We start from the raw sequence: 23080 nt of genomic DNA, 5'->3' as shown, positions 1-23080 counted from the left end.
AATATGAACAATAAAAAAAACATAAGAAGATTTATAAAAATACTGTTAAGACACAACAAACTTGGCTTATGTGTAGCATTTTTTATAATGTTAACAGTATCCATTTTGGGCTTATTACAACCCCAATTAACCAAAATGATATTGGATGATGCTATAAAAAATAGCAATATAGAATTATTAATAAAGCTTGCCACAATATATGGAGCAATAAGTATATTATCTTCATTATTAAATGTAATATTACAGTACATGTATTCTAAAATGAAAAAGAGAGTTTCGATTAATTTGAAAATAAAATTATTGAAGCATATACCAAAATTATCAGGCGATTATTTTACAAATATAAAAACCGGCAATATATTAAGTATGGTAGAAAACGATATATATACAATAGAAAGTTTTGGAGTTGATATACTGTTTTCTGTGATAGTCGATACCTTTACGGCTATAATGGCATTATTTTTCTTGATAAAGATGCAATCAAGTTTGCTGATTTTGGTCATTGTGCTGCAGATACTACTGATATTTTCTCAATCAAAGTTTAATAAAATCATATCGAGAAAGACATTGGAAATCAGAAATGATGCAGGAAATATATCAAATATAATTGAGGAATATATTTCCAATATAATGAATGTAGTTATTACAAAATCTATTTTTAAATTTTTCAAAGATTATTTAAAGAAAGAAAAAGATATTATAAATAAATTTATAAAGTTAGATGTTATTATTTCTGGCAACGGGGCAATAGGAAGTTCTTTAGGCGGACTAATAACAGCTTTTATTTATGGTTATGGAGGCTATAAAATAATAAATAGAGAAATGACTTTCGGCGAACTCATAGCATTTCAACAGTATATTGGAATGCTTATAGGACCTTGTTTGAGAATAATAAGATCAAATACTATGATTCAAAGATCAGTTGCATCAATAAATCGTGTATTCAATATTGTAGATGAACCCATATCTATAAAACAGGACAATAAAGGCTATAGATGCGATAATTTTAAGGGAGATATCTCTTTTAATGATGTTAGCTTCTCATATAAAGACAATAATAAGATTTTGGATAAAATAAGTTTAAAATTTGAAAATGGCAAAGTAACAGCACTAGTTGGCGCAAGTGGGTGCGGAAAATCAACTATTGCGAAATTGGTGTATAGATTGTGGGATGTTGATGAGGGGAACATAACAATAGATGATGTACCTATAAATGAATATAATCTTAAACACATAAGAAGTAAGATTTCGATAGTGACGCAGGACTTATTATTATTTGACGATACCATATTAAACAATCTAACATTGAATAGGAACATAGATAGAGATTATGTAGACAAAATATGCAAAGAGGTGGATATTTATGACTTTATTACAAATCTGCCTCAAGAATTTGAAACTATTGTTGGAGAAAAGGGAGTAAAATTGTCAGGTGGACAAAAGCAAAGGATAGCCATCGCCAGAGCAATCTTAAGTGATTCGAAAATTGTAATTTTCGATGAAGCAACATCTGCTTTGGATAGCTTATCGCAGAAGCATATATCGGAAAATATAGACAAATATTTGAAAGATAAAACTGTTGTTAAAATAGCTCATAGATTATCGACAATAAAAGATGCAGACACAATATATGTAATTGATAAGGGGAAAGTTGTAGAAGAGGGAAACTTCGAAGAACTGGTGGAAAAAGGAGGGTATTTTTACAGCTTTATAAAAGAGCAGAATATGGAAGCAGATATCGATTCTATTGCATAAAATTAAAAAAGTATAGGGGGAATAATTATGACAATAAATATTCTTACGTGGAATATTAAAGCTGGACAAAACAAGGATGGCGGTTATCCAGATCCGAAAACGGAAAATCTGGATAAAATCGCGGATGAAATTAAAACTTCGGGAGCTTCAATTGTCTGTCTTCAAGAAGTTGATGCATATACTATACGATCTGGCACAAATATTCATCAGGCAGAGTATATTTCTAATAAACTTACCGCGATTACTGGGACGACTTGGAATTATAAATATATTACATCTATTAATATGAATCCATGTTATTATGGTAATGCAATTATAAGTAGTTGCTCTTTGACAACGGCTTTAAGGGTTTACTTGTCTAAGGTAAATAGTTCAGAAAATCGCAGCTTTCTTCTTGTACGTGTTGATTTTGGCAGTTCTTACTTTTATGTAGGAACTGCCCATCTAGGCTTAAACGGTGATCAAGTGATTCAAGCACAAAAGATTAAAGATGAATTAAATAATAATGGATTTTCAAATGAAAGATTGATTATTGGTTGTGATTTGAACGATGGAGAAAACTCAGATACCTATAATATAATGCTCAATAATGTTTTTTCTATGGTTGATAGTGGACCTGCAGGTATATGCACACTGGAATGCTATAATAATTCTAATAATCCAAAGATTGATTTTTTATTTAACTGTGGAACTTCGATTGATGCAACAAAAAGCAAAGTATTGCAAGTGGATATTTCAGATCACCGCCCAGTGATGGCTTATATAAATGATTAAAAAAATCAAGAAAGATATTTGATTTATGTTTAATAAAAGTAAGAATAAATAGGTTGAAATCAAAGGCTTTAAAGATTTTTAATTAAATATTGAAGTGTGCTTTATGTTTCCGCAGACTTATTTTTTGGGGAATTTTCTGTTTGAGGAGGTAAAGGATTTTCATAGAATTAGATATTCGCGAAAAGGTGTGGGAATTTGTGTACTTGTTCACAAAGATACAATTGATTGTTTACTATAAAAAAATATAAAAATTTTTATAAAAACTGTAACAAATTCCTTAGAAATTTGTTTTATATTGTGAGAGAATGAATTTACAAGTTTTGCGTGGGGATTTATATTGGAAATATGAAAATATATGATGAAATACTTTATTCATATAAAAGATGCGTAAAAGCAGGGCTTACAAGTTCGATGACGGATCCTGCAATAATTTCAAAATGGAGGATGTTCTTGCAATATGTTGGAATTTAATATTCTTTTTAAAATTTTATTTCTTGTTATTTATGTAATAATAGCTCTTAAATTATATTATAAAAAAGCTAAATTTGAAAAATATATTATATATGCGGTTTTAGTTGTTTATATTGCAGTTTTAATAAATACCGTGTTTTTTCCTATACCAATACAAAGTGATATGATTCAGTTTTTAAATGGCACAAAAAATAAATCATATAATTTAATTCCGTTATTACCAATGATACATTACACAAAAATACAAATAATAGGAAATATTGTACTTTTGATGCCTTTGGCATTTTTAATGCCTTTTATTAACTATAAGTATATTTCATTTAGAAAAAATATATCTTTATGTACAATAACATCTTTTTGTATCGAAATAACACAATTGCTTGTTTCACTAATATACGGTTTTGCATATAAAATTTGTGATATAAATGATTTTATATTAAATGTATTTGGAGCATTAATTGGTTATATCTTTTTTAAGATTTTGCTACATATATTCAAAAAAGACAATCATTTATTTTGTGAATCGCCACAGCAAGACTTTCAATAATTATTGTGAAAAAATATTTTCACAGTTAGGAGGTTTTAGGAGTTGGAATTAAATTAGTACATTTTATTATCCAAGTTAAAAACAAAAAAAGCAGGTTAGTTACCTGCTTTCTTTATACTTGCTAAACCCATGATTATGAGAGAAACAATTACAATGCTGCCGCCAGGTGAAAGATTGAGATAAAAAGATAGTATTATGCCTGCAAATACAGATATAAAGGAAAACAGTATGGCATAAAAAATAGTCTGTCTGAAGTTTTTGGCGATTTTAAGGCTTGCTGCAGCAGGTATCACCATTAGTGCTGATACCAAAAGTGCTCCGACTATTCTCATGGATACTGCTACAGTTATGGCGACAATCATAGTAAATATTATATTTACCATGTTGACGGGAATTCCCGATATCAAAGCAGCTTCTTCGTCAAATGTAATGTATAGAAGCTCTTTGTAGAAGATATAAATTACAGTTATTACTGCAATGCTAAGTAGTAGTGATAGCAATACATCAGTGTTATTAATTGATATTATGCTTCCAAAGAGATAATTCATTATGTTTGCAGGGCTTCCGCTGGATAAACTTAGAAGTATTACTGCAATTGCCATTCCTGCAGACATGACAACTGCAATAGATATTTCTGAATATCTAAAGTACGATTTTCTCAAGCGTTCAATTCCGAAAGACGATATTATTACGAAGATTATAGAGCCAATTGTTGGATTTATTCCAATCAGAAATCCTGCTGCTACGCCTGACAGTGCTACGTGGGATAGCGTATCACCCATCTGCGATAGCCTTCTTAGCACTAAGAAACTGCCGACTAATGGTGCTATTACCGATATAAAACCGCCTGCCAAAAACGCCCTGATCATAAAGTCGTATGTAAAAATATTAAGCATTATAACACCTCAATCTAAAGTCGATTATTGATATTTTCACTTTGGTGATGGTGCATATCCAGTTTGACAGGGTATCCGTATATTTCCGCTAATCCTTTTTTCGAAAAGTCCAGTGTGTCGCATCTATCATATAATTTGCCATTTCCCATGCATACGATTCGAGATACCTTGTCAGTTATTGCCCAAACATCATGAGTGACCATGATAATCGTTATTTTATTTTCCTTATTTAAAGTATCAAGTATTTTATAGAGCGTGTCTTCTGACTTTGCATCAATACCTGTCGTCGGTTCATCTAAAAATAAAATCTTAGGATTGCTGACAAGCGCTCTTGCTATAAATACCCTCTGCTGTTGGCCTCCAGACAGATTTCCGATAAGCCTGTCTTTATAATCAATCATGTCGACAGTATTTAAAGCGTTATTTACAATTTCCCAGTCGTCTTTGGAAAGTTTTTTAAATAACCCTAATTTCCCATAAAGTCCCATTGAGACGACTTCTTTTACACTTGCTGGAAAAGAAGCGTTAAATGAATAAGATTTTTGAGGGACATACCCGATTATAGATCTGTTTTTTATGTCTTTTACATTTATCCCGTTTATAAGGACTTCTCCTGATGAAGGCGTAAGATCTCCTATCATGATCTTTACAAGAGTGCTTTTGCCTGAACCATTAGGCCCAATAAGGCCTACAAATTCGCCATCATCGATAGTTAGATTGATATTATTAAACACCTTTTTATCATCATAAGAAAAACTAACATCTTTAAGCTCTACTATTTTACCCATATTTTGATTCCTTTCACTTAATTTAATGCTTTTTGAAGATTATCTAAATTTTGCTGCATCAATTTTATATAATCGTATCCTTTCTTCATCTCATCTTTAGTAATCCCTTCAATAGTATTTAGCGGAAGTACTTTTGTACCTGTTTCGTTGGCGATTGACTGAATAGGCTTTGGAGATGTCAATGGTTCGGTGAAAATGTATTTAATATTTTCATCTTTAATAAGCTTTATTACTTCAGCAATTTTCGCTGGGCTGGCTTCCGCTTCCTCACTCATACCGACAATTGATACTTGATTTAATCCGTAATCTCTAGCTATGTAGTCAAATGCACTGTGGTATACCACAAAAGTCTTTGTCTTAGTGTTTTTAAGCTTTGTAGTGTATTCATTGTCCAATTGTTTTAAAGTCTTTACTAGATTTTCATAATTGCTTTGATAGTATTTTGCGTTTTTATTGTCAGCATTTACTAAAGCATCTTTGATATTTTTTGCCAATATCTGTGTTTCTTTTGGAGACAACCATACATGAGGATTTACAGCATTTCCAACTTTTATCGCGTTTATGCCAGTTGATACATTTATAAATTTAGGACCTGAAACTGATGTTTCGATTTTATTTATCCATGAATCCATGCCGAGTCCAAGATATATGACTGCAGAGGCTCTTTCAATATCAGCCACCTGTCGTGTTGTGGGCTCCCAGTCATGTGGTTCCACACCGGGTGGTATTATATTTTGTACGACTGCTTTATCTCCGGCAATCTTTTTTGTTAAATCATATAAAGGGTAAAAAGAAGCGTAAACTATCATTTTGTCAGGTCTTTTTGAAATCTTTGTATTGCATGATGTCAAGCTAAATAATATTGAAATTGCTAAAAAAATTGATAAAAGCTTTTTCATAAATGTGATCCTCCTATTGTTTTTTTGCAATTTTTGCAGTATCCTGTAATCTCTATTTTATGATCTACTATTTCAAAATCATCAAGTTTATTGATGCACAAATCAAGTGGACAAATATTGAGTTCATAAACCTTGCCGCACTTTATGCATTTCATAATATGATCGTGCATGTCTTTGTGGATCTCATACATAATATTGTTGCCTATAGTTGTTTCACTTAGTACATTTATATCCTTTAAAAGGCTTAAATTTCTATACACTGTATCCAAACTGACTTGTGGAAAAGATTTTTTCACCTTCTCGTATATTTCTTTAACCGACAGGTATCCTTGTGTATTCAACATGATATTTATAATAAGCTCCCTTTGTGGAGTGATCTTAAAATTATTGGTTTTAATTGCATTTAAAATTTCTTCCTTCGTCATGATACCACAATCCTTTTAAATAAGAATATTTTACTATTTAGGATTGTATAACTATTTATACTATCTGTCAAGCAATTTCTAATTTTTTTTTAATGTCAGTCTAATATGATTTTAAGGATTTATGCTTACAATCTTAAGGAGAGGTGATAAAAATGAATTATGCTGTTTTTCAGATTATCAATGGATTTGCCGGTCATAACAGTATATTGGATAAGATAATGATATTTACTGCTTTGTATTCTCCGATCATATATGGTGCTTTAGTGATTGTACAGTGGTTTATAGGAGGGGACAGGGGTAAGAAAGCGTCGATGGATGATTTTTTTGCAGCAGTGATAGCATTAAGCACAAATTTTATTATTTCAAAGTTTTACTTTGAACCGAGGCCTTTTGTTACACATAAAGTAAATTTATTAGTTAAACATCCAAGCGATGCTTCATTCCCAAGCGATCATCTGTCAGGTGGATCGGCTATAACATTTACGGAATTAAAATACAACAAGATTATAGGTTCTATTATGATGTTATTGACGATTTTACTGATTATTGCAAGAGTCTATGTTGGTGTTCACTATCCAATTGATGTTATAGGAGGATTTGTGATAGGTTATATAAGCAGCAAATTGATAAAATATTTAAATATTGTTTTAAATCCTATAGAGACGTTTATTTTAAAAACTTGGCATAGATTTATAAAGATATAAAGGCTTTTTTGTTTGTCCTTATTGTTGACATTGAGGATGATGTATGTTATCATAAAATCAAGTAATTGAGAATGATTATCAATAAGGGGTGGTGATAGTGAGCATATACGATCTGAAACCGGGCCAAACTGCTATAGTCAGCGATATTTTAGGCAATGAAAGATTGGCAAAGAGGCTAAGGGCCCTGGGGGCTATTGAAGGGGCTAAAGTGAAAGTTAAAAGTTTTGCTCCTTTAGGAGATCCTATAATAATAAATTTCATGGGGTTTGATTTAGCTATTAGAAAAAGAGATGCGAAAAATATTGTTGTGAAAAATGTATTGTAAGTATATGGCTTAATATAAACAAGGGAGGAAACGTATGATTACTGCAGCTTTAATTGGAAATCCAAACGTAGGAAAGACTACACTTTTCAATCTGCTTACTGGTTCTAACCAGCATGTTGGAAATTGGCCCGGTGTTACAGTTGAAAAAAAAGAGGGTTTTGTCAGCGAAAATGTAAAGCTTGTGGATTTGCCAGGCATTTATGCGATGGATACTTACTCAAATGAAGAGAAAATTTCAAAAGCATTTTTAGAGAGTGGAGATGTAGATTTGATACTAAATATAGTTGATGCGTCAAATCTACAAAGAAATTTGTACTTAACTATGCAGCTAAAAGAATTCAATAAACCTATCGTATTAATTTTAAATATGGTGGATGTTGCTGAGAGCAAAGGTGTAAAAATAGATTATGATAAATTGTCAAAGCTTTTAAATGTTTTGGTGGTTCCAATAATAGCTGCAAAAGGAAAAGGCGTTGACAAACTTGAAGAGCTGTTAGCGAAAGGTGACTTTTTAGAAACATATAATGATAATAATTCTCATTATCATAATATTTTACATTTCAAAAGTGAAGCTGAAACGTATAAATATATAGAAGAAATTTTATCACAGTGTTTGACGTACACATCTGAAAACACGACTACAATTTCAGAAAAACTTGATAAAATTTTCATAAATAAATTTTTAGCGTATCCGATTTTTCTGGCAATTGTATACTTCATATTTCAGTTTACTTTTAGCTGGGTTGGTCAACCTCTTGCAGATTTATTGGATAGCGGTGTCAATGACTGGCTGGTGCCACATATTCAGATGGTGCTTTCAGGCACTAGTAATTGGTTCAAATCATTTATTGTGGATGGCATAATAGGAGGTGTAGGTTCTGTTATAGTATTTTTGCCTGTGATTTTGACGCTATTTTTGTGTATATCCTTTTTAGAGGATAGTGGGTATATGGCTAGGGTTGCCTTCTTAATGGACAAAATTATTAGAAAAATGGGTTTATCCGGCAAAGCTTTTATTCCGCTTATAATTGGTTTTGGATGTTCAGTTCCAGGAGTTATGTCTACCAGAACTTTAGAGAGTGAAAAAGACAGAAAGATGACAGCACTTCTTGTTCCTCTTATGTCATGCAATGCAAGACTTCCAGTTTATCTCATAATTGCAGGAGCTTTATTTAAAGGCCACGAATCTATAGTTGTTGCATCACTTTATGCGTTAGGTATAATAGTAGCCTTTTTAGTTGGGATACTTTTTAAAAATACTATATTTAAAAAGGACGATGAGCCTTTTATTATAGAACTTCCTGAATACAAGCTGCCTGAAGTTAAATCTCTAGCGATTCATACATGGGAAAAAGGTAAGGGTTTTTTAAGGAAGGCAGGAACTATAATTTTTTCTGTATCCATAATAGTTTGGGTATTGTCAAATTTTAATTTTTCGGGTATGACGGAAATTAATTCCAGTTTCATAGCAGCCATCGGAAAGTTTATAAGCCCGATTTTTATTCCTTTAGGCTTTGCTTCATGGCAAAATACAGTAGCTCTTCTTACGGGAATAATGGCTAAAGAAGTAGTAGTAGGAACGATGGGAGTTATTTATGGTGGAAATTTGACAAAAGTATTGCCTACGGTATTTACTCCCCTCTCAGCAATCAGCTTTTTGGTGTTTGTGCTTTTGTACACGCCATGTATATCTCTTATAGCTACCATGAAAAAAGAATATGGGGGTAAAATGGCCATCTTTTCTGTAATATATCAGCTTGTCTTAGCGTGGATAGTTTCTTTTATAGTCTTTAATGGTGGAAGTTTAATCTTAAGAATATTTTAATTAAAGGAGTGGTCCTATGATTATTGAAGTAATTATAACTGTAGCAATAGTAGCTGCTGCTGTATTTATGCTTTACAAGAATTTAAAGAAGAGTGCTTCTGGCAAATGCAATTGCGGCAATTGTTCTTCTAGCTGTCCTAAATTCAGTGCTATTAAACAAAAAAAGTAGGAAAACCTACTTTTTTTGTTTTAAAATATTTTCTTTGCAAATCTTTCTATTCTCTCAAGAGCTTTCATTATCTTATCGATGGAATATGCATATGAAACCCTTATGTAACCCTCACCGCCTGGTCCAAAAGCATCCCCTGGCACAACTGCGATTCTTTCCTCTTTTAACAATCTTTCACAGAATTCCTGTGAAGTTAATCCTGTTTTTTTAATTGAAGGGAAGATGTAAAAGGCGCCCTTTGGTTCAAAGCAATCAAAGCCTATTTCTCTAAATCCGTTTACTATAAATCTCCTTCTTTGATCGTAAGTTTTTCGCATCTTTTCTATATCTGCTTCGCATTCGTATATAGCTTTTATACCAGCATATTGAGCCATGATTGGAGCGCATATCGTTGTATATTGGTGTATCTTATTCATGGCTTCTATAAAACCATGTTCTGCTGCTATATAACCTAGTCTCCAGCCTGTCATGGCAAATGCTTTAGAAAATCCATTGAGAAGTATAGTCCTTTCTTTCATGCCGGGTAGCGATGCTATGCTAACATGCTTTCCATCATAGGTAAGCTCGCTGTATATTTCATCAGAAATGACTATTAAATCATGATCTATTATTACGTCTAAGATTTCTTCCAAGTCTTCCTTTTTCATAATGGCACCTGTCGGATTATTCGGATATGGAAGTATAAGTGCTTTTGTCTTGTTGGTTATTTTTGATTTCAAATCATCAGGTGTTATTACAAAGTTGTTTTTTTCATCTGTTGGTACATAGACGGGAATTCCCCTTGTAAGCTCAATACACGGTGAATACGATACATAGCTTGGCGCCGGTACCAGCACTTCATCGCCATTGTTCAAAAGACAGCGAAGCGCAAGATCGATGGCTTCACTTGCTCCTACAGTTATCATAATTTCCCTTTCAGGATCATAATTTAAGTCATAATGTTTTTTTAAGAAAAATGATATAGCCTCACGCAGTTCTTTAAGGCCGAGATTTGATGTGTACGTAGTGCTGCCTCTGTCTAAGACATCTATGCCCTCTTTGCGTATTACCCAAGGTGTTACAAAATCTGGCTCTCCTACACCGAGAGAGATAATATCGCGTGAATTAGTAACAAGGTCAAAAAATTTTCTTATTCCAGATGGTGGTATATTTTTAACTATGTCTGAAATGTATTTGTCCTCTATCATGGCGTTACCACCAATCTTTTATCCTCCGGACCATCTGTAAAAAATATGCCGTCCTGTTTATACCTTTTAAGTATGAAATGTGTTGTGGTGCTTAATACACCATCTATCGGTGCTAGCCTTTCGGCTACAAAAATAGCGATTTCCTTCATCGTTTTTCCTTCGACTTCTACAGACAGATCGTATCCTCCAGATATTAAAGATACTGATTTTACTTCATCATATTGACCGATTCTTTCAGCTATTGCATTAAAGCCCTGTCCTTGCTGCGGTGTAACTCTTACATCGATAAGTGCGCGTACGACTTCTTTTTCAGTTTTTTCCCAATTAACTAATGTGCTGTACTTTAATAAAACTTTTTCTTCTTCAAGATTTTTTATTATATCTTTTACTTCATCTTCGCTAAGCCCTGTTATTACAGAGATTTGCTTGTCTGTCAGACGGCTGTTTTCATTAAGAAGCTCAATAATATCCATTTTTTTAGACATCATAACACCTCCTAAAAATTAATGTTATGCACATTATAATATAATTATTATAATAATTCAATCTAGTAAAGTTTTAAGTTTATAACTTTCCCTTAAATTTAAAAATCATCTTTACTGGATGGTAAGATTGTTTCGCATATCTAAGGCCAGGAATTCCTAAATCTTGCTCTCTATTGATGTATTTGAATTCCGACATCATTTTTGCAAAGCACATGTTTATAAAAGCGTACGCATCTTTAATCTCGGGGTTTGCCTTTTCTATGTGTGTAACGGCTGTTTCCGGATTTAATTTTTCTCCAAATGAATATGCTTCAATTTTTCCGCTTATTTTCAAAACAATGCCCTTTAGTTTAAAAAACTCATAGTTATTCAGTACTTTCTTTATAGCATCAAACTCTTTAAGAACACCGGGATTTTCATTTATATCTTTTGACGAAAGCCATTCTTCAGTGAATTTCAAGCATTCTAAAGCATTATCAGATGACAATTCCTCCAAAGTATAATCATATGTTTTCAAAAACCTATTTATATGATTTTTCTTATTATGGTATTTTCTTCCAGAAAGATTAATAAGATCATCTGTATTGTAGACATAATCAAAATTATCTTCATCTGGTGTCATCTCAACTTTGTACATTTCTGAAATTTTACAGGCGCTGTCTTTATCAAATCGATCAAGGTAAATTTCAGAATGGTACGTTTGCATTATTTTACAAAATTTATCAAAAGCATTCAAAATATTTTCTTTAGGCCCTACCGGAGGCAAGATTTTGTTGCCTGATGATATGCATAGGCAATTATCAATTATTTCGTACTTTATGTTGTACACATGATTCCACATGAAAAGATTCGTGAATGTGTACTCCGATATTTCCGGCGGAAAATTAGAGAAGTATTCATCAAATACGCTTTTATCGTCAATTGTCAGCGATTTCAATGTCACTCACCTCTTGGATAACAATTATTTATTGAATATGGTTATTTGCGCGTGTTAATATTATAACATATAGCATCTGAATTACAAAATTGACTTAAGTTATGTAATAATATAATATATAAGGATAATAATACAGAAAATATTGTTTAAGAGGTGTTTTTATGTACGATGAATTTGCTAAATTTTACGATAGATTGGGATGGGATTCCTATGCAAAGGAGTTGTGGCCTGATTTTAAAAAATATTTAGATAAAGCGGGGTTTAAACCAAGAACTATGCTTGATTTGGCTTGTGGAACAGGCACTTTTTGCATAGGTGCATTGAAAGATGGTATAATTGTTGAAGGACTTGATATATCAGAAGAGATGCTTAAAAAGGCGGTTGAAAATGCAAAAAGTTTTGGTTTTGATATTAAGTTTCATCATGGCGATATGAGTAGCTTCCACCTTGGGAAAAAATATGACCTTATAACATGTACATTTGACGCCATAAATCACATGACTGAATTTGATAAATGGAAGTCTATGTTTAATTGTGTAAAGAATCACCTTAATGAAAAGGGCGTATTTATGTTTGATATGAATACATTGAAAGATTTAAATGATAATTGGAATAATATCCATATAAGGAAGTATCCAAACGGCGATTACTATATTTCCAAAAGTATATCATTTGGAGATAGTGCGTTTATAACATTTACTGCTTTTTTAAAGAAAGAAGGCAGGCTATATGAAGAATATGAGGAAACAGTTCAGGAATCGAGTTTTTCATTAGATGCAGTAGTAGATGAACTAAAGTGTGCAGGGTTTAAGGATATCAGAATAATGAATAGAAAATTTGATGTGGTTGAAGACATATATAGTTTAGATAGGGCTTTCATTCTCTGCAGCATTTAATAAAATGTGGAGATGTGATTAAATAGAATTTAGTCAACAATATAATGTTGGAATTAATAAATGGGAGATAGTGATATGTCTAAGATAGAATTAATAGCACCTACACTTTTTGGGATTGAATCAGTGGCGGCTAAAGAGATAAGATCTTTAGGTTATGAAGGCATAAAGGTTGAAGATGGAAAAGTTACATTTATTGGTGATATATCCGCTATATGCAAAGCTAACATGTGGATAAGGTCTGCAGAGCGTATATATGTTAAAATTGGGGAATTTGAGGTATCTACGTTTGACGAACTTTTTGAAGGAGTAAGATCGCTACCGTGGGAAGAATGGATTCCAGAAAATGGCCAGTTTCCCGTTGATGGGTACTCACTGAAATCAAATTTGCATAGCATACCTGACTGCCAATCAATAATAAAAAAGGCTGTTGTTGAGAGGCTTAAGAAAAAGTATAAAAAGGAATGGTTTGATGAAAATGGGCCTCTCTATAAAATAAAGTTTTCATTGATGAAGAATAAGGCAGTGCTTATGATAGATACCAGCGGAGAAGGATTGCACAAAAGAGGATATAGAGTCATGTCAAATATAGCGCCTTTGAGAGAGACTTTAGCATCTGCCATGATTATGCTTAGTGACTGGAGATATGATAGGCCACTCATAGATCCATTTTGTGGCTCAGGAACTATTCCCATTGAAGCTGCTTTAATCGGCGCCAACATTGCACCCGGATTGAATCGCAAATTCACATCAGAAAAATGGGGACAGATACCGAAGAAATTGTGGCTTGATACAAGAAAAGAGGCTCATAGTTTAATTAAGATGGATGTTGAACTCAATATAAGAGGATATGATATTGATGAATCTGCAGTTAAGTTATCCATTAACAATGCACACAAAGCAGGTGTTAATCAATACGTAAAATTTGCCAAGAAACCGTTAAAAGATTTGAGAACAGATGATATGTATGGAATCTTAATATGCAACCCACCTTATGGCGAGAGGATGGGTGAGATACAAGAAGTAGAAAAGCTTTATAGAGAAATGGGGCGAGTCTTTACAAGTCTTAATACGTGGTCATACTATATAATAACATCTCATGAAAATTTTGAGAAGTTATTTGGTAAAAAAGCAACAAAAAGGAGAAAGCTTTACAACGGCATGATAAAAACCACTTATTATCAATATTTTGGGCCAAGGCCTACAAGGAAAATTTAGACGCTTAAGCGTCTTTTTTTTGTATTTATAAAAAAATTTTAACATTTATAAAAAATTATTTGCAGCGTTATTGAATTTTAATTATAATATAATAAATTGTTTTAAATTCAACAAAAAATGCATTTTAATTAATTGCAATTAAAAAAACTGGGGGATACTTTTAAATGACTTTTAAGAAAAATGGAGGAAATTCAAATATATTAAGAAAAAAATCTTTTGACATGATAATAGAAGATGTAAATGACAAAAATCACGCTTTGAAAAAATCTCTTAGCTGGTTTGACCTCATTCTTTTTTGAATCGGCGCTATCATAGGAACAGGTATTTTTGTTTTGACAGGTGTTGCTGCCGCAAAATATGCAGGACCAGGTCTTATATTGTCGTTTATTCTTTCAGGTATTGCTTGCTCTTTTGCTGCATTGAGTTATGCAGAGTTTGCATCGACATTTCCAGCAGCGGGATCTACGTATAGCTACAGTTATGTGGCACTTGGTGAGATATTCGCGTGGATAATAGGCTGGGACTTGATATTAGAGTATGCATTTGCTATACCAACGATAGCACTTGGCTGGTCAGGTTATTTCACAAATCTGCTTCATAGCTTCGGTGTGAATATACCGGTATGGGCTGCAAATTCAGCAAGTTCTGCACATGGTGGAATTATAAATTTACCCGCTATTGGCATAGTTTTGCTGTTAGGAATAATCTTACTTTTTGGCACTAAAGAAAGTTCTATAATAAATAATATTGCAGTCATCTTTAAGATAATGGTTGTGCTATTTTTCATTGCTGTTGCTGTATGGCACGTTCATCCTTCTAATTGGAAACCATTTTTGCCATATGGCTGGAAAGGGGTATTTTCAGGCGCTGCAATAATATTTTTCGCTTACATTGGGTTTGATTCTGTGTCAACTGCGGCTGAGGAGACAAAAAACCCTGAAAGGGATATGCCTATAGGAATTTTAGGTTCATTAGGTATCAGCACACTTTTGTATATAGTCGTTGTTGCAATACTGACAGGTGTTGTCTCGTATACAAAACTTAATACGCCTGAACCTGTGGCATTTGCGCTAACCAGCCTCGGCATAAACTGGGCGTCAGGATTAGTTTCTTTCGGTGCAATAGCAGGAATAACGACGGTTCTTTTGGTAATGATGTATGGACAGACGAGGATATTCTTTGCTATGTCAAGAGATGGACTTTTGCCGCCATTTCTTTCAAAACTTCATGAGAAGCACAAAACGCCTGTTGCAAGCACGATAATAGTTGCATTATTTGCAGCACTTGTTGCAGGATTTTTCTCGATTGATGAGCTTGCAAAACTTGTGAATATAGGAACTATGTTTGCATTCGTTCTTGTATCAATAGCCGTCATTGTATTAAGATATACAAAACCTGATCTGCCGAGAAAATTTAGATGCCCATTTGTGCCTTTAATACCTATCTTATCCATTGCTTCAACTGTATTTTTGATGATTTCGCTGCCTTTGGAGACATGGATAAGGTTTATAGTATGGTTTGTGTTGGGGATTATCATATATTTCTTTTATGGATATAGGCACAGCAAGCTAGCACAAAATGACTATAAAGGTGTCAAAGTGGAAAGCCTTTATAAAGAAGTATGACGATAAAGCCTTGGACAACCAAGGCTTTTTTTGCACGCATGACTAATTAATATGTATTGTACCTGTTAGTCATGCTTATATATAGCAGTATGCCCCAATAAGTAATTAAGGATGAACTGCCGTATATAGAGAAAATATACCGTAGAATACTGCAAAATTCACAAATACTATGAGGCAAAATATTAAAACAGCTCTTATAAAATTCTTCTTCAACATTAAATCCCCTCTATATTATTTTTCTCTATAATATATAGACAAATAAGTAAGTATTTTGTTACACTAAAAATAAATTATTTTTTTAATTTTATACTTTCAGCAGCTTTTACAAGTTCATTCTTATCGATTTTAGACATTAAGGAAAATAAATTATTATCTTTTCTCCAAACGACGGTGTTTAATCCGTTTTTTTGGATTAAAATGCCCTCATAGCCGTTTATATCAATCTTTTGTGTGATAGCATTTTCTGTGTCAACCATCATGTCAGTGTTTTCGTTAGAGCTTTGGCTGAAAATTATGAAATCGCCTTTGTCATTTGTATATTGAATGATTTTTGTTATCTCCTGTGACTCTACCTTGCTTATCTTGAACCCATGTGGCACGTATGAAAGATAATATTCATTATCCCAGTTGGATGGAATCATGGATGTGGAAGAAGACGTACTGGGTTCATTGTTTTCTTTTAATTTTATGTCTGTATAATCTTTTTTGATTTCTATTATGAGGTTAAAGACGAGAGTCCTAAATGCAGAAACAGTTGTTATTGCCACAGTAAAACCTATAAAAGCCACAAAGAAGAATACAGCTACTTTTGGGAAAGCTTTTTTTGCTGAGATGAAGAATTTTTTGACTGCTTCTTTTCTTTTGTGATGTCTTAACATCTTTCTAATTTTAATGTCTAGTTCTTTAGGATAAGGTATTTCTTCACTATTGGCTTCTTCCAGTTCATTAATTATGTTGTTTACATGGCAAGCCCCTGCATATTCCAGTAATGCCTCAAATATTTTGCTTTCAGATTTTAGCTTTTCATTGTAAAGGTCTTTCATATTTCAACATCTCCTTTATACTCGTATAAAGCATTCTTAAGGCTTTGCCGCGCACGATACAGTCTTACTCTTACATTGTCTTCCGTGATGTTTAAAAGATTTGCGATGTCTTTATTTGAGTATCCGTAATAGTATTTTAAAGAAATAATGTCTGCGTACTCTGTCTTTAGCTCCTTTACTTTTTCAGATACTCTTCTAAAAATGTCACTGTTTATTATCTTCTCGTCAAACGGCTCTGAGTCATCATGGAAAAATTCATCCGCATCTTCAATAAATAAATTTTTTTGCCTCTTTATTTTATTGTACATATTTATTGAGATGTTTCTAACTATAATAACAACTAATGCCCTTATTTTGTTACAGTCATAATCAGAAATTTTTTCAATGTAATTGATAATATTTATGAAAGCGGATTGGACAGCATCTTGTGCCAATTGATAGTCATTTAAAATGTTGTATGCAACTTTAAACATATCTCTGCTGTACTTTACATACATATCTTCGATTTTTTTTCTTTGACCTTCGTCTGTAATTGTGTCAAATAAGATGAGCAAATTTCTTCCCTCCCTCGTCCATTGCTTATGAACAAAATTTAAAACATGTCAAAAAGATTATATCATAAAACTTTTTCTGTAAGATATTTAACGAAAATTTTTATAAAAACTGTAACGAAATAATCAATAAATTTGTTATATATTTTGGGAGTGGATATGTTCATCAAATATATAAGAAAAATAAATTTGATTTTATGGGCATTAGAATAAAGATATTATAGGTGAGGAGAGATGATTGAAATCGTAAGCGCTGATAAAGATAGAGATATATTTGAAAGATCTTGGGGAAGGTGTTTAAAAAGCGGACTTAATAAATCAATAACACCTAATATTAATCCTGTTCAATTAGAAGATAATCTTTTGGCTGATGCATTTAAAAATATAGTAGGTAAATTAGATGGAACAATAGCATTAACTGACAGCATGCTTATTATAACAGATAAAAATGGTATTGTTTTAGAGACAAAATCATTTGATAAATCTGCAGAGGTAAACTATTTAATGAAAAGTGGGATGGCTTTAGATGAATTGAACGCTGGCACAAACGCCATTTCAATGGTATTAAATACTGGCAAGATATCAATCGTAAGAAAAAAAGAGCATTATATAGAATGTTTTAAAGATTTGTCATGCATAGCTGCTCCTATATTTGATAAAGATTCAAATATTTTAGGAGTAATAGATATAACGACTTGTAATGATATAAATGATGTACATAAAGTTTTATTACTCTTTTTAAAAAAGACCATAGAATCAGATTATTATGAATTAAGCGCAAAAGAAATATTAAATGGATTAGATGTGATTGACATTGAGATATTAAATTTATTGGCATATGGGTATACAGATAGCCAGATATCAAAAAGAATACATGTTTCAATAAGCAATGTAAAATATCACAAGAATAAATTAAGAAAAATATTTAATGCATAATCTATAAGAGATTGCATATATAAAGCCACAAAAATTGGAGTCATATAACTATCCAAAAGTACAAAATTTGTTCTTGATTTGTACTTTAGTACAAAAATAGGTTCAAGTTTAGATAAAATTGATACTTTTGGACAGTAGACAAGTTTGCATAAGTGTCTTATCTTAAAGATAAGGTAATTACCGGTAATACCTTAAGATATTATGATTATCTTCAATTTAAGTATACCTTTTGATAAACAACAAACGGAGGCGGTTTGTTAATGAAAAGATATTTAGGGAAGATAATATTGGCGATCTTGCTTTCTTTGACAATAATAATACCTAATTTTGTTTTTGCAGATTATGAATCATATGTAGCATATTCTTTACCAAGGCTTAAAGGCGACAACTATACGAATGTACATGATAAACAAACAAATGATAATTATATAAAAAATCAAGTAACTGCTTTAGATAATACAGATAGTGCCGATTTCTGGGTTGTTACACAAGATGGTACCAGGATATCAGATAATTACAATCAAAAAGTGACAAATTATCCTATTACTATAAATTTCAGACCAACCATTCATAAATACAAAGGCGATCAAATAAAAATGGGCATGCAAAATGCTCGTCTAAGCACGGGATATGCGTTTGTTTCTGGAAAAGTAGATTTTAGATAATATCACTATCAAAAGGTATACTTTTCATTTTTTATAAAATTTTTATAAATTTGGAATTGATAAATTGCAAATTATGCTAAAAAAAAGGATGTGATATTTTGAGAAATATGATTTTATTTGAGCTAAAAAATTGTATTAATAGAAAAGAATTTAAAATTGTTTTTATGGCATTGTTTTTAATATCTATAAGTGCATTTTTGTTGACATGTTATATTTTTTACGGCCATCCGTTAAGCTTTGTTAGATCAGCATATGAATCAGGCATTGTCAGAGGCAATTATTCCAGTTTGTTGCTAAATATTGAAATCATATTGCTGCCGGTATTTGCTACAATAATATATTCTGATTCATTTTATACAAATGCTAGACTTGGTACCTATAAAAACATCTTAACAAGAACGGATAAAAAAATTTACATATTATCGCAATGTATAGTAATATTTTTGGTGACTTTTTTTACATTTTTTATACCATTGCTGATAAATCAATTGCTGACTTTTATTGCTTTTCCACTAGTCGGATTTGATAACAATTCAGCATTACCTCCATTTGATTTAGGTTATCAAAAGGAGTATTTATTTGATTTTGTGAGAATCCAATGGCCACTATTATATGATTTTATATATATGGCTTTAGATAGTCTATTTGCGTCATTATTTGCACTATTTGGCTATTCTCTATTTTTTGTATTTAATAAGAGCAGAGTTTTTGTCATAGCAGGAATGTTTATAGTGCTTCAAATTTTAAATTTTGTACTTTCGGTTGCAGGTTATTACGAATATTCCATAGAGCAGTATTTATACAGTTTATCCAAAGGCTCATATATAGTGTTAGTGCTATGGATAGTATTATTGCTATCAGTAAGTCTTTCGATAATTATTTTAAAGGGGTTTAAGTATGAAATAGATATAGTTAAATAGCGATGGGAGCAGGTATAATGAAAATAATACACAGTTTGATGATAAAGATGTTGTTAAAAAGTAAGAGATTGTATTTGATAATATCTATACTGATAGTTTTAGGCATATACAATGCCTTAAAGTACAGCGGAGATTTTATGAACCAAGTAAATAGAGTGCAAAATAAAGACTTTTTATATTATATGTACAATGACTTTTTTAAGGTAAACATTGTGCTTTTGGTTATCATTCCGTTGTTTTTATCAATTTTAGAATTTAATATTGATATTTTTGATAGGTATAAAGTAATACTCAAGTACAATGACATAAAAAGATGGTGGAGAGATAAAAATTTTGGAATGTTTTTGTATTCATTTATATATGTAACAATAATTAATTTAGTGATGATTGTAAATGTAATTTTTAGCGGCAACGGTGAAAAATTAGATTCAAGATTTTTTATATTTTTATTTACAGGTTTTTTGTTACAATTACTTGGCTTCTTAATTTTTTCACTGCTTTATGAAATATTTACACTAATCATAAAAAAAACGTGGATTGGATATGTTTTAACGTATGGCATTATATTGTTAGTATACGTAATCCAGCAGTTTTCATTTCAGCAGATTTTTTCTTTGAAGATAAGATCAGTAGAATATTATATGGTTCTTGTATACAAATTCAATACAAATAGATTCGCATTCAATTATATGGATTTGATTTATGTATTATGGTTTTTATTGATTTACGTAATTCTATATATTTATGGATATTATGTATGTAAGCGTATGGATATATATTGGAGTGAATAATATGAGGAAATTATTAGAAAACGAAATGAATAAAAAAATAATAATATACGGTTTAGTAATTGCTATTTTGCTTGGTTTATACAATGTTTATTTAACAAATTTATATGGAATTAATTCGTTGGAAGGCTTATTTTTTGCAGTATACGGTTTTGTAGATATTAGGACTATTAAATATGTAACGCCATTTTTAAAATGGGTTTTACCTCAAATGACATTGATGTGGATTTTAAAGGAATTTGTTGCTGGTGAATTAGACAAGAATGGTGTTTATATTTTTACTCGTACTAATAGAAGAGGCAAATGGGTTATTGGCAAGACTTACGATTTATTTAAATTTGTCATTTTATTTTACTTTATAATGTTTTTAATAACGTACATAATTGGTACTGTTGTTGGATATAAAATGTTATATATTTACAAAGGAATCGAGTTAATACTGACTATGTTTATATTAACGGTACTGTTAAATTATGAATATATATTGATAATAAATATTTTATCGTTAAAAATAGATGTAATATACAGCTTTCTGATAGCTTTATTTGTAGATATATTTTCACTATTGCTGTCTTCATTCATTTATGAATATTTCAAAATGAAAATTTATTTGTTAAAGCTACTTCCAGTTAGCCATGGAATTTTGGCATGGCACAGTATGAATAGCATGTATAATAATTTGTACATGTTTGAATTTAGCATAAAGAATTTTTCAATAATTGATTCAATTTCATATTTAATTTTATCATGTTTTATCATTGTGATTTATGGAATATATGTGTTTCAACATAAAGATATAATATAAGGAGGCAATGTAGAATGGGATATTTAGAAGTAACAAACCTTAGCAAAAATATAGGACAAAATGAGATATTAAAAAGTATTAATCTAAATCTTGAAAAGGGTACAATATACGGCTTTTTTGGCAGAAATGGGTCTGGAAAGACAATGCTTTTTAGAGCGTTATGTGGCTTGATCAAGCCGACGTCTGGTACGATAACAATAAATAATAAAGTTCTGCATAGAGATATATCTTTTCCAGAGAGTATAGGCGTAATAATTGAATCACCAGGGTTTTGGGATCATTATACAGGTTTTGAGAATTTAAAAGTTCTATCATCAATAAAAAACATAATAGGTGATGAAGATATTAGAAAATCTATAAAAAGAGTCGGTCTAGATCCAGATGACAGAAGAATATATAAAAAATATTCTTTAGGAATGAAACAACGTCTTGCAATTGCTCAAGCTATTATGGAACGACCTGATATCATAATTCTAGATGAGCCTACAAATTCACTTGATGAAAATGGCGTACAGCTTGTAAGAGAAATATTGATAGAAGAAAAGAAGAGGGGGGCGCTTATACTTATTGCAAGCCACAACAAAGATGACATAGATATATTATCAGATGTTAAATACAAAGTTGACGATGGTTCGGTAATACAATCATAAAAAGAGGTGTGTTGAATGAAAAAATTAGATAAGGTTTTGCTCTCGATTGTCGTATCTTTGGTTGTAATCGGTGCTGTGGTAGGAATTTTTACGAAGTTTTCATACAAAGACAATGTTTCTTTTTCTAGAATTTCAAATGATATAGATGATTATAAAATAGTTGTGGGAGATGTTGATTCCGATAGGGCATTTTATAAAAGTTTTTATGTGGAAAATATAAAAAGCCTATCAGATCTTGAACTTAAATCTGATTATATTTTAAAAGTGAGGGCAGAAGATGATAGGAAAACATTAAATAATACATTGTATACAAAAGTAAATGTTGTTAAGATATACAAAGGAAATGATTTAAAAGGCAAAAATTATGTATATATTTATGAACCTTGTTTTTTTGATGTATATAACAAAACATTTTATTCTCAATGGGGTTACAATTTTATGCACAACAACGATGAATATATCGTTTTTTTAAGGAAGATAAAGGCTCCACAGGGATATCATTATAAAAACAATGAAGGCATTAGTTTTTTGTTTACTTCGGTGCCTTATGGCAAGTACAAGTTAAAAGATATAGGCGAAGTTATTGCAGTAGATGAGAAAAAAATAAATCAAGGGTTAAAATATGGTGATGTTAAAGATTTGGATATAATAACGTCAGATAGTGATGTTGCAAATAGGTATGAAAGCATAAAAAACGAAGTATTAAGAAAATATAAATAGATCCGCATATTAAATGCTAATTTTCAAAAATCTTTTTCATGATATGAGCAAATTCTTTGTGAGTTATTTTACATAATAA

The 23080-nt window shown here is 31.4% G+C and carries 26 protein-coding genes and 1 pseudogene; 18 read left to right on the top strand and 9 right to left on the bottom strand.

The window, feature by feature from the left end; all coding sequences use genetic code 11:
• Window positions 1–3 precede the first annotated feature (3 nt).
• From TTHE_RS11510 to TTHE_RS13780, 4 genes are all read left to right on the top strand, one after another.
• Window positions 4–1755, top strand: a complete 1752-nt coding sequence (locus TTHE_RS11510) for an ABC transporter ATP-binding protein (protein WP_013298745.1) — start codon at window positions 4–6, stop codon at window positions 1753–1755.
• A gap of 27 nt (window positions 1756–1782) precedes the next feature.
• Window positions 1783–2529, top strand: coding sequence for an endonuclease/exonuclease/phosphatase family protein (locus tag TTHE_RS11505; protein WP_013298744.1), 747 nt, complete (start codon window positions 1783–1785; stop codon window positions 2527–2529).
• A 324-nt stretch (window positions 2530–2853) separates the two neighbouring features.
• On the top strand, window positions 2854–3000 hold the full coding sequence (locus TTHE_RS14230) for a hypothetical protein (protein ID WP_231292653.1): 147 nt from the start codon (window positions 2854–2856) through the stop codon (window positions 2998–3000).
• Window positions 2987–3547 (top strand): VanZ family protein, encoded by a 561-nt coding sequence (locus tag TTHE_RS13780; RefSeq protein WP_013298743.1) that lies wholly within the window; start codon window positions 2987–2989, stop codon window positions 3545–3547. The genes TTHE_RS14230 and TTHE_RS13780 overlap by 14 nt, the downstream gene beginning before the upstream one ends.
• A gap of 95 nt (window positions 3548–3642) precedes the next feature.
• Here the strand turns inward: TTHE_RS13780 and TTHE_RS11495 are convergent, their stop codons facing one another.
• From TTHE_RS11495 to TTHE_RS11480, 4 genes are read right to left on the bottom strand one after another with little or no spacing between them, the layout of a single operon-like run.
• Window positions 3643–4443, bottom strand: coding sequence for a metal ABC transporter permease (locus TTHE_RS11495; protein WP_013298742.1), 801 nt, complete (start codon window positions 4441–4443; stop codon window positions 3643–3645).
• Between the two features lie 14 nt (window positions 4444–4457).
• On the bottom strand, window positions 4458–5231 hold the full coding sequence (locus tag TTHE_RS11490) for a metal ABC transporter ATP-binding protein (protein WP_013298741.1): 774 nt from the start codon (window positions 5229–5231) through the stop codon (window positions 4458–4460).
• Between the two features lie 17 nt (window positions 5232–5248).
• Window positions 5249–6130, bottom strand: a complete 882-nt coding sequence (locus TTHE_RS11485; RefSeq protein WP_013298740.1) for a metal ABC transporter solute-binding protein, Zn/Mn family — start codon at window positions 6128–6130, stop codon at window positions 5249–5251.
• On the bottom strand, window positions 6127–6555 hold the full coding sequence (locus TTHE_RS11480) for a Fur family transcriptional regulator (RefSeq protein ID WP_013298739.1): 429 nt from the start codon (window positions 6553–6555) through the stop codon (window positions 6127–6129). Before TTHE_RS11480 ends, TTHE_RS11485 begins: the two co-directional genes overlap by 4 nt.
• Before the next feature lie 152 nt (window positions 6556–6707).
• Here TTHE_RS11480 and TTHE_RS11475 point away from each other — a divergent pair, with 152 nt between their 5' ends.
• The 4 genes from TTHE_RS11475 (at window position 6708) to TTHE_RS14030 (ending at window position 9578) form a co-directional block, all read left to right on the top strand.
• On the top strand, window positions 6708–7259 hold the full coding sequence (locus tag TTHE_RS11475) for an undecaprenyl-diphosphatase (RefSeq protein WP_013298738.1): 552 nt from the start codon (window positions 6708–6710) through the stop codon (window positions 7257–7259).
• A 97-nt stretch (window positions 7260–7356) separates the two neighbouring features.
• Window positions 7357–7584 carry a FeoA family protein gene (locus TTHE_RS11470; RefSeq protein WP_013298737.1) on the top strand — a complete coding sequence of 76 codons (228 nt, stop codon included), beginning with the start codon at window positions 7357–7359 and terminating at the stop codon, window positions 7582–7584.
• A gap of 34 nt (window positions 7585–7618) precedes the next feature.
• Complete coding sequence (gene feoB, locus TTHE_RS11465) at window positions 7619–9409, top strand: ferrous iron transport protein B (protein WP_013298736.1); 1791 nt, start codon at window positions 7619–7621, stop codon at window positions 9407–9409.
• A gap of 16 nt (window positions 9410–9425) precedes the next feature.
• Complete coding sequence (locus tag TTHE_RS14030; RefSeq protein WP_013298735.1) at window positions 9426–9578, top strand: FeoB-associated Cys-rich membrane protein; 153 nt, start codon at window positions 9426–9428, stop codon at window positions 9576–9578.
• A gap of 20 nt (window positions 9579–9598) precedes the next feature.
• On the opposite strand, the gene TTHE_RS11460 is transcribed toward TTHE_RS14030, so the two are convergent.
• The 3 genes from TTHE_RS11460 to TTHE_RS11450 all read right to left on the bottom strand — a co-directional run bounded on the left by TTHE_RS11460 (window position 9599) and on the right by TTHE_RS11450 (window position 12193).
• Complete coding sequence (locus tag TTHE_RS11460) at window positions 9599–10765, bottom strand: aminotransferase class I/II-fold pyridoxal phosphate-dependent enzyme (protein ID WP_013298734.1); 1167 nt, start codon at window positions 10763–10765, stop codon at window positions 9599–9601.
• Window positions 10762–11250, bottom strand: coding sequence for an Lrp/AsnC family transcriptional regulator (locus TTHE_RS11455; RefSeq protein WP_013298733.1), 489 nt, complete (start codon window positions 11248–11250; stop codon window positions 10762–10764). Before TTHE_RS11455 ends, TTHE_RS11460 begins: the two co-directional genes overlap by 4 nt.
• A 79-nt stretch (window positions 11251–11329) precedes the next feature.
• Window positions 11330–12193 (bottom strand): DUF2156 domain-containing protein, encoded by an 864-nt coding sequence (locus tag TTHE_RS11450; protein ID WP_231292652.1) that lies wholly within the window; start codon window positions 12191–12193, stop codon window positions 11330–11332.
• A gap of 155 nt (window positions 12194–12348) precedes the next feature.
• On the opposite strand from TTHE_RS11450, the gene TTHE_RS11445 reads away from it, so the two are divergent.
• From TTHE_RS11445 to TTHE_RS11435, 3 genes and pseudogenes are all read left to right on the top strand, one after another.
• Window positions 12349–13083, top strand: a complete 735-nt coding sequence (locus TTHE_RS11445) for a class I SAM-dependent DNA methyltransferase (RefSeq protein WP_013298731.1) — start codon at window positions 12349–12351, stop codon at window positions 13081–13083.
• A gap of 75 nt (window positions 13084–13158) precedes the next feature.
• Entirely contained in the window at window positions 13159–14298 is a 1140-nt protein-coding gene (locus tag TTHE_RS11440) for a THUMP domain-containing class I SAM-dependent RNA methyltransferase (RefSeq protein ID WP_013298730.1), read from the top strand.
• Between the two features lie 164 nt (window positions 14299–14462).
• Window positions 14463–15923 (top strand): annotated as a pseudogene (locus TTHE_RS11435) (amino acid permease).
• Window positions 15924–16213: 290 nt separating this feature from the next.
• Here TTHE_RS11435 and TTHE_RS11430 read toward each other — a convergent pair.
• Together TTHE_RS11430 and TTHE_RS11425 are read right to left on the bottom strand one after the other, a co-directional pair.
• Window positions 16214–16966: a DUF4367 domain-containing protein gene (locus TTHE_RS11430; protein ID WP_013298728.1), complete on the bottom strand. Its 753-nt coding sequence runs from the start codon at window positions 16964–16966 to the stop codon at window positions 16214–16216.
• Window positions 16963–17520 (bottom strand): RNA polymerase sigma factor, encoded by a 558-nt coding sequence (locus tag TTHE_RS11425; protein WP_013298727.1) that lies wholly within the window; start codon window positions 17518–17520, stop codon window positions 16963–16965. Before TTHE_RS11425 ends, TTHE_RS11430 begins: the two co-directional genes overlap by 4 nt.
• Before the next feature lie 231 nt (window positions 17521–17751).
• On the opposite strand from TTHE_RS11425, the gene TTHE_RS11420 reads away from it, so the two are divergent.
• The 7 genes from TTHE_RS11420 to TTHE_RS11390 all read left to right on the top strand — a co-directional run bounded on the left by TTHE_RS11420 (window position 17752) and on the right by TTHE_RS11390 (window position 23001).
• On the top strand, window positions 17752–18453 hold the full coding sequence (locus tag TTHE_RS11420) for a GAF domain-containing protein (protein ID WP_013298726.1): 702 nt from the start codon (window positions 17752–17754) through the stop codon (window positions 18451–18453).
• A 260-nt stretch (window positions 18454–18713) separates the two neighbouring features.
• A complete protein-coding gene (locus TTHE_RS11415) occupies window positions 18714–19118 on the top strand; it encodes a hypothetical protein (protein ID WP_013298725.1) in 405 nt (134 codons plus the stop codon).
• A gap of 107 nt (window positions 19119–19225) precedes the next feature.
• Window positions 19226–20038: a hypothetical protein gene (locus tag TTHE_RS11410; protein ID WP_223814635.1), complete on the top strand. Its 813-nt coding sequence runs from the start codon at window positions 19226–19228 to the stop codon at window positions 20036–20038.
• A gap of 2 nt (window positions 20039–20040) precedes the next feature.
• Window positions 20041–20829 carry a hypothetical protein gene (locus TTHE_RS11405; protein WP_231292651.1) on the top strand — a complete coding sequence of 263 codons (789 nt, stop codon included), beginning with the start codon at window positions 20041–20043 and terminating at the stop codon, window positions 20827–20829.
• A 1-nt stretch (window position 20830) separates the two neighbouring features.
• Window positions 20831–21631 carry a hypothetical protein gene (locus TTHE_RS11400; RefSeq protein WP_013298722.1) on the top strand — a complete coding sequence of 267 codons (801 nt, stop codon included), beginning with the start codon at window positions 20831–20833 and terminating at the stop codon, window positions 21629–21631.
• Window positions 21632–21645: 14 nt separating this feature from the next.
• Window positions 21646–22281, top strand: coding sequence for an ATP-binding cassette domain-containing protein (locus TTHE_RS11395; protein WP_013298721.1), 636 nt, complete (start codon window positions 21646–21648; stop codon window positions 22279–22281).
• A 15-nt stretch (window positions 22282–22296) separates the two neighbouring features.
• On the top strand, window positions 22297–23001 hold the full coding sequence (locus TTHE_RS11390) for a hypothetical protein (protein ID WP_013298720.1): 705 nt from the start codon (window positions 22297–22299) through the stop codon (window positions 22999–23001).
• Window positions 23002–23080 lie beyond the last annotated feature (79 nt).

The organism is Thermoanaerobacterium thermosaccharolyticum DSM 571, from assembly GCF_000145615.1.
Classification (GTDB): domain Bacteria; phylum Bacillota; class Thermoanaerobacteria; order Thermoanaerobacterales; family Thermoanaerobacteraceae; genus Thermoanaerobacterium; species Thermoanaerobacterium thermosaccharolyticum.
This window is presented reverse-complemented; position numbering and strand designations above follow the sequence as displayed.